Consider the following 6703-nt stretch of genomic DNA (forward strand, 5'->3'; position numbering starts at 1 on the left):
ATCGAGATGGCCAAGGAGGCCGCCTATACCACGGTCATTTCCCATCGATCCGGCGAAACCGAGGACAGCTTCATCGCCGATCTGGCCGTGGCCGTGAACTCGGGCCAGATCAAGACCGGGTCCTTGTGCCGGAGCGACCGTCTGGCCAAGTACAATCAGCTTCTGCGTATCGAGGAGGACCTGGAGGACCAGGCTGTGTTCTTCGGCCCGGCCATGCTCGACTGGCTGTGCGGTCGATGGCTGGACGGAGAATAGGAGGCTTTTGGTGATTCTTCTCGACGGCAAGGCTACGGCAGCGGCCATTCGAGCCGAACTGGGGGCAAAGGTGGCGGCCATGGTCAAGGACCGTGGCCGCCGTCCCGGGTTGGCGGTCATCCTGGTTGGTGAGGACCCGGCCTCGACCATCTATGTCAGAAACAAGGAGCGGGCCTCGGCCGAGGCCGGCATTGAATCCCGGGCCTTCCGCCTGCCCGCCTCGACAGGGCAGGACGAGCTGGAAACCCTAATCCGGGATCTGAACCGGGACAAGACTGTGGACGGCATCCTGCTCCAACTTCCTCTGCCCAAGGGCCTGGACAGTCAGCGATGTCTGGGCCTCATAGATCCGGACAAGGACGTGGACGGGTTTCATCCGGTGAACATGGGCCGCCTGACCCTTGGTCTGCCGGGGCTCCGGCCTTGCACCCCGGCCGGGGTCATGGAGCTTCTGGCCAGATACGACCTCGACGTTTCGGGAAAACGGGCCGTGGTCGTCGGCCGGAGCAATATCGTGGGCAAGCCGCAGGCCCTGATGCTCCTGGAGAAGAACGCCACGGTGACCATCTGTCACTCCCGGACGGCCGATCTGGCCGGGGCCGTGCGCCGGGCCGATTTCGTGATCGCGGCCGTGGGTGTGCCCAGGCTGGTGACCAGGGACATGGTCGCTCCTGGGGCGGTGGTGGTGGATGTGGGGATGAACCGGACCGAGACCGGCCTGTGCGGAGACTGCGATTTCGAGGGGCTGCGAGAGGTGGCCTCGGCCATGACCCCGGTGCCGGGCGGGGTGGGGCCCATGACCATCGCCCAACTCTTGTCCAACACGGTCCAGGCCTTTGCCGTCGGCCGATGACGTAGCCCCTTCAATTCGTCGCCGGGTTCCATCCACGGCGCGCCCGGAGGCCGCGTGACATTGGCCCATCTCTTTGCCCTGGCCTGGATACTCGATCTGGTCGTCGGCGATCCGGCCCGGATTCCCCATCCGGTCCGGGGCATGGGTCGAACGGCGGTGTTCTGGGAAAGGGTTCTCTATCGCCCAAACGTCACGGCCGGGGTGTTCTTTTGGCTGGCCTGCGCCGTCACGGTTCTGGCCGTCACGGTTTTGGGCTTTGGCCTGGCCGCTCCGGTCGGATCATGGGCCGAGGCCCTTTGTTCCCTGTACGTCATGGCCACCTTGCTGGCCACCAGATCCCTCCATTCCGAGGCCTTGGGCGTGGAGCTGGCCTTGCGGGACGGTGACCTTCCACGGGCCCGGACTCTGCTCTCCCGCATAGTCAGCCGGGACACGGCCAACCTGGACGAGGCCGCTGTCCGGCGGGCTGTCCTTGAAACCGTGGCCGAAAATTTGTCCGATGGGGTAGTGGCTCCGATGTTCTTTCTGGCCTTGGCCGGGATTCCGGGCATGATTCTTTACAAGCTGGCCAGCACACTGGATTCCATGGTCGGGTATCGCACTCCCCGCTACGAGGCCTTCGGGCGTTTTTCGGCCCGGGTCGATGATGTCCTGAACTTGGTTCCGGCCCGGATGACGGCCGTGTTTTTAGCCGTTCTGGCTCCCATGGTCCGGGGCTCGATCCGTAGATCCTGGAAGGCCACAGTGGATCGCAAGATATTGGTCAGCCCCAATGCGGGATGGCCAGAGACGGTCCTGGCCGGGGCGTTAAATGTCCGCCTGGCCGGACCGGGGGACTATCATGGCCGCCGGGTCCAACGGGCCTTCATCCATCCCCGAGGCCGCGATCCCGAGGCAGTGCATCTCAATCGGGCCTGGGCTCTCATCTATGCCGTGTCCGCGACGGCGGCTCTTGGGACGTGGGGTCTGCTGACTCTGAGCGGAGGGCAGTTCTGGGGTCTGGCCGGCCGGGTTTTCGTCCCATGACCTCGCCTCCATCCATCAAAGGTCGATTTGGGTTCCGTCTGGGAACGACCTCCTTTGTCCTAGCCGACGACATTCTCCCTAATGTCCGGTTCCTGGGTCCCCTGGTGGACGAGATCGAGCTGGTCTGGTTCGAGGGGCCACCTTGTGAGGAGACGCTTCGAGATCTCCCGATCCTGGCCCGAGACCACGGGCTTCGCTACAATGTCCATCTCCCTCTGGATCTTTTTGTTGGCGACCCGGACCTAGAGACCAGGTCCCAGAGTCTGGACAAGGCCCGACGATGCCTGGAGCTGGCCATGCCCCTTGACCCGACCTGTCTGATATTGCATTTGGAGAACCGGGGACCGGACAGAACGGCCTTGGGTCCGGATCTGGAGTGGCTGGAGAGAATCGAGTCCGGTTTTATCCGTCTGGCGGCATCGATCGGATCTTCGGAACTTCTGGCCGTGGAAAACACGGACTTCCCCCTTGTTTGGGTGGAAGAGCCGGTCCGTCGAGCCGGCGGTTCCTTTTGTCTGGACCTGGGTCATTTGGCTCGGGAGGGGTCGGACCTGTCCGGGGCATGGCAGCGTTTCGGCGACCGGACGATCATGATCCACGCCTACGGGCTGAGGCCCGACGGCCGTCACGGATCCCTGCGCCTGGCCCCGAAAAGCGATCTAACGTACCTGTCCGCCATACTCGCCGAGTATCGAGGCGGGCTGAGTCTTGAGGTTTTTGACCTGGAATCATTCACGGAGTCCGTCCAATGCTTGAGGGAAACAATCAAGGGGAACGACGCATCCTGGTGACCGGGGGCTGTCGGAGCGGCAAGAGCCGTTTTGCTTTGGACTGGGCCGCTGCCAGGGGAGCGAGGAAGATCTTCGTGGCCACGGCCTCGGTGATCGGAGATCCGGAAATGGCCCGACGGGTGGAGCGGCATCGCCGCGAGCGGGGCCTGGGCTGGAACACGGTGGAAGAGCCGAGGAATCCGGCCCGGGTGCTGCGAAGCATTTGCACCATGGGCGACGTAGCCGTCATCGACTGCCTGACCCTCTGGGTTTCGAATCTGTTGGTCGAGGACACCAGACCAGCGGATGTCGTTCGGGCGGCCGAGGATCTGGCCCGGGCCCTGGAGGCGGTGACCTGCCCGGTGGCCCTGGTCGCCAACGAGGTGGGCATGGGCATCGTGCCTGAGAACGAGCTGGGCCGAACGTTTCGGGATCTGGCCGGCGAGGTGAATCAGATCGTGGCCCGGACCGTGGACCGGGTGGTGTTCATGGTGGCAGGCCTTCCCATGGATGTCCGGAGATCCGGGTGACCACTCTTGCGGGCCTTTGGTCTGCCCTGGGTTTTTTGTCGGTGCTGCCGATGGGCCGAGGCCTGCGGCCGGATCGGGACATGGTGCCCTGGTTCCCGGTGGCCGGCCTGGTCATTGGTATGGCCTGGGCCGGTCTGGACGCGGCCGTGGGGTTGGTGCTGGACGGATGGCTGCGGTCCTGGATCGCGGTTCTGCTCCTGGCCGGATTGACCGGGGGTCTGCATCTGGACGGTTTGGCCGACACGGCCGACGGCCTTTTGAGCCACCGGGGCCGGGAGCGGGCCCTGGAGATCATGCGCGACAGCCGGATCGGAACTTGGGGCGTCCTGGCCCTGGTGGCCATCCTGGGGATTAAGGCCGGAGCCTTGGGCGAGCTGGAAGGCGGATGGAGCAGGGCGGCCTGTCTGGTTTTTGTCCCGGCCTACGCCCGGGCGGCCGTCCTCGCGGTCATGGCTTGGCTACCGTATGTTCGGGGGGCTGAAGGCATGGCCTCCGGCCTGTCCGATTTCTCCCGGTTTCGGTCCTTGGCCCTTTTCGGTGTGGTGGTGCTTCTGTCCCTGGTTTCGGGTCCCGGATGGAACATGATCTGGTCCTGCTTGGTCGCGACCCTTGGACTGGGCTTCTGGTTTTCCAGAATTCTGGGCGGGGTGACCGGGGACACCTTGGGAACCGTGATCGAGGTCGGAGAAGCGGCCATGCTCCTGACCCTGGCGTCCGCCTGGGCCTGAAATGCTAGGGGTTGAGCCCCTTGCTGACGGGGAGTTTTCGTTTCAACCATTTGTTCCAGCCGTCGTGGAGGATCCTGACGTCGGCAAAGCCCCGCTTGAAGAGTTCTTCGGCCACTTCGTCGCTCATGGTGCAGAATTCGCCGTCGCAATAGGCGATGATGACGGCGTTCTTGTCCAGCAGGGGTTCGGCCTGGGGGAAGAAGCGTTCGAATTCGTCGGCCGGGAGGTTGACGGCCCCCCGGATATGGCTGGCCTCGTATTCGTCGGCAAAGCGGGCGTCCACGAACACGGCTTGTCCGGAATCGAACAGTCGTTTGGCCTCCTCGATGGTCACGGATTTTGAGGCGGCCAGGGCTGGAAAGGCCAGAACAAGGCAGAGCAAAAGGGCGGCGGGTGAAAACCAGTTTTTGATCATGTCGGTTGCTCCGTTGGTTGACAAGGGAATCAGGAAGAAACGGCCGGGCCGATTTCGGCCTCCTCGAAGGTCTTGACCTCGGTAAACATGGCCACGGCCGCGTCCAGGATGCTCACGGCCAAGACCGCTCCGGTCCCTTCGCCCAGGCGCATGCCCAAGGCGAGGATGGGTGAAAGCCCCAGATGGTCGAGCATGGCCGCGTGCCCGGGTTCGGCTGAGACGTGACCGGCGAACATGAAGTCCCGGCAGGCCGGACAGAGGGCCGCGGCCGTCAGGGCCCCGGCCGTGGAGATGAAGCCGTCCACGACCACCGGAGTCCGGCGCGCGGCGGCGGCCAGAATGAGTCCGGTGATGGCCCCTATCTCGAAGCCGCCAACTTTGGCCAGAACGTCCAGGGGATCACCGGGATCCGGGGCATTGACGGTCAGGGCGCGGCGGATGACCCCCAATTTGCGGTCCAAACCGGTCCGGTCCAGACCGGTGCCCGGTCCGACCAAGGCCTCCGGGTCTTGTCCGGTCAGCACGGCCCCAATGGCCGTGGAGGCCGTGGTGTTGCCAATGCCCATGTCACCGGTGGCCAGAAGGCGCGCCCCTTGATCCATGGCCAGATCGGCCAGTTCCGCTCCGGTCAGGATGGATTCCCGGGCCTGGTTCCGAGTCATGGCCGGACCCCGGGCCATGTTGGCCGTGCCCGGGGCGATCTTGCGGATGAGCAGGGACGGATTCTCGGCGGCCAGGCCGGAAAGGTCTGCGGCCACCCCCAGATCGGCAACCAGGACTTTGGCCCGGGCCGTTCCGGCCAGGGCGTTGATGCCGGCCCAGCCCCGGACAAAGGCGGCCACCATCTGGGGGGTGACCTCGGCCGGAAAGGCACTGACCCCCTCGGCGGTTACGCCGTGATCGGCGGCCATGACCAGGACGGCTCGCTCCCCGATGTCGGGGGTCAGGGTGGCCTGGATGGCGCAAAGCCTCTCGGCCAGGTCGTGGAGCCGGCCCAGGGCCCGGGGGGGCATGATCAGGTCGGCGTTTCTGGCCCGGGCCCGCTCGAACCAGGATCGGTCCGTTGGGGTCACGGCGGCAAGCAGTTTCTGGAGTTTTCGCTCCATGTGGTCAGGCTCCTCAATGATATTCATGGGGTCAAGCACGAGGCAGGCTGGCTAGCACAGAGCCGCCGACAAGGCCAGAGATGACATTGGCCAGGATATGGTGAGTACTTTTTAAAAATATGTGTTACGTTTCTTTCATCAGACCGTTCACGGCCGATCATGACCGGGGCTTGAAAAGCTTGTACACGGCCGAGAAGTCCTCACCATCCAATCCCTGGGCAAAGGTTTGGGCGTAGACCTCCTTGGCCGCCGATCCGGTGGGCATGGGCATCTTCATGTCAAAGGCCAGATCCTGGAGGCAGTGGAGGTCCTTGTGGATCAGGGCGCTGGAGAACTGGGTGGAAAAGTCCTCGTGGAGGAGCTTGGCTCGCTTGGCCTTGAGGACCAGGGAATCACCCCCGCCCACGGCCAGGATGTCCAGGACCTCCTCACGATCGATGCCGGCGGCCTCGCCCAGGGCCAGGGCCTCGGCAATGGCGGCCATGAAGGTGCCCAGGGTCAGGTTGTTGACCAGCTTCATCTTGGTGGCCAGGCCGGGCGTCTCCAGAAAGAAGACGTGCCGGCCGACGTCCTCGAGCAGGGGCAGGGCCGTGTCAAAGGCCTGCTTTCGGCCGGAGGCCAGAACGGTCAGGGCTCCCTGGCTGGCCGGGACGACGCTGCCCAGAACCGGAGTTTCCAGATAGTCGGCCCCGGCCCGACGGCAGAGGTCATGGAAATGCTCCACTCGTTGGTAGTGGTTGGTGGAGAAATCGACGAAGATTTTCCCTTGGGCCTCTCCGGCCAGAAGGCCATTCTCGGCGGTCAGAATCCCCTGAACGGCGTTACTGTCGAAGAGGCAGATGCCGATGATATCGGCTTGGCCGATGACCTCGGCCGGGGCGGCGGCCACTCTGACGTCCAGTCCCTCGACCTTGGACTGTGTCCGGTTCCAGACCGTGAGCGCGTGTCCCTGGTCGATCAATCGTCCGGCAATGGCCCGACCCAGATGGCCGAGGCCGATGAATCCGACGTTCATGGTGG

Annotated in this window: 9 protein-coding genes; 6 read left to right on the plus strand and 3 right to left on the minus strand. The window is 64.3% G+C overall.

Annotation, left to right across the window (positions count from 1 at the left end):
* From eno to cobS, 6 genes are all read left to right on the plus strand, one after another.
* On the plus strand, nucleotides 1–255 hold a 255-nt coding region (gene eno / locus EOM25_11095; protein ID NCC25720.1), incomplete at its 5' end, for a phosphopyruvate hydratase.
* A 10-nt stretch (nucleotides 256–265) separates the two neighbouring features.
* Nucleotides 266–1108 (plus strand): bifunctional methylenetetrahydrofolate dehydrogenase/methenyltetrahydrofolate cyclohydrolase FolD, encoded by an 843-nt coding sequence (folD, locus tag EOM25_11100; protein NCC25721.1) that lies wholly within the window; start codon nucleotides 266–268, stop codon nucleotides 1106–1108.
* Nucleotides 1109–1138: 30 nt separating this feature from the next.
* Nucleotides 1139–2134, plus strand: coding sequence for a cobalamin biosynthesis protein CobD (gene cobD, locus EOM25_11105; GenBank protein ID NCC25722.1), 996 nt, complete (start codon nucleotides 1139–1141; stop codon nucleotides 2132–2134).
* Complete coding sequence (locus EOM25_11110; GenBank protein ID NCC25723.1) at nucleotides 2131–2925, plus strand: sugar phosphate isomerase/epimerase; 795 nt, start codon at nucleotides 2131–2133, stop codon at nucleotides 2923–2925. Before cobD ends, EOM25_11110 begins: the two co-directional genes overlap by 4 nt.
* Entirely contained in the window at nucleotides 2883–3434 is a 552-nt protein-coding gene (locus tag EOM25_11115) for a bifunctional adenosylcobinamide kinase/adenosylcobinamide-phosphate guanylyltransferase (GenBank protein NCC25724.1), read from the plus strand. The genes EOM25_11110 and EOM25_11115 overlap by 43 nt, the downstream gene beginning before the upstream one ends.
* Nucleotides 3431–4162 carry an adenosylcobinamide-GDP ribazoletransferase gene (gene cobS, locus EOM25_11120; GenBank protein NCC25725.1) on the plus strand — a complete coding sequence of 244 codons (732 nt, stop codon included), beginning with the start codon at nucleotides 3431–3433 and terminating at the stop codon, nucleotides 4160–4162. The genes EOM25_11115 and cobS overlap by 4 nt, the downstream gene beginning before the upstream one ends.
* 4 nt (nucleotides 4163–4166) lie before the next feature.
* Here cobS and EOM25_11125 read toward each other — a convergent pair whose 3' ends face one another.
* From EOM25_11125 to EOM25_11135, 3 genes are all read right to left on the minus strand, one after another.
* Entirely contained in the window at nucleotides 4167–4577 is a 411-nt protein-coding gene (locus EOM25_11125; GenBank protein ID NCC25726.1) for a rhodanese-like domain-containing protein, read from the minus strand.
* A 29-nt stretch (nucleotides 4578–4606) separates the two neighbouring features.
* On the minus strand, nucleotides 4607–5683 hold the full coding sequence (cobT, locus tag EOM25_11130; GenBank protein ID NCC25727.1) for a nicotinate-nucleotide--dimethylbenzimidazole phosphoribosyltransferase: 1077 nt from the start codon (nucleotides 5681–5683) through the stop codon (nucleotides 4607–4609).
* Between the two features lie 157 nt (nucleotides 5684–5840).
* Nucleotides 5841–6698 carry an NAD(P)-dependent oxidoreductase gene (locus EOM25_11135; GenBank protein NCC25728.1) on the minus strand — a complete coding sequence of 286 codons (858 nt, stop codon included), beginning with the start codon at nucleotides 6696–6698 and terminating at the stop codon, nucleotides 5841–5843.
* Nucleotides 6699–6703: the final 5 nt, after the last annotated feature.

The organism is Deltaproteobacteria bacterium, from assembly GCA_009929795.1.
GTDB lineage: Bacteria > Desulfobacterota > Desulfovibrionia > Desulfovibrionales > Desulfomicrobiaceae > RZZR01.

Excerpts from the sequence above, each read along its gene's own strand:
- cobT (NCC25727.1), bottom strand. The coding sequence starts at position 5,683 with ATGGAGCGAAAACTCCAGAAACTGCTTGCCGCCGTGACCCCAACGGAC.
- EOM25_11110 (NCC25723.1), top strand. The coding sequence starts at position 2,131 with ATGACCTCGCCTCCATCCATCAAAGGTCGATTTGGGTTCCGTCTGGGA.
- EOM25_11125 (NCC25726.1), bottom strand. The coding sequence starts at position 4,577 with ATGATCAAAAACTGGTTTTCACCCGCCGCCCTTTTGCTCTGCCTTGTT.
- EOM25_11115 (NCC25724.1), top strand. The coding sequence starts at position 2,883 with ATGCTTGAGGGAAACAATCAAGGGGAACGACGCATCCTGGTGACCGGG.
- EOM25_11135 (NCC25728.1), bottom strand. The coding sequence starts at position 6,698 with ATGAACGTCGGATTCATCGGCCTCGGCCATCTGGGTCGGGCCATTGCC.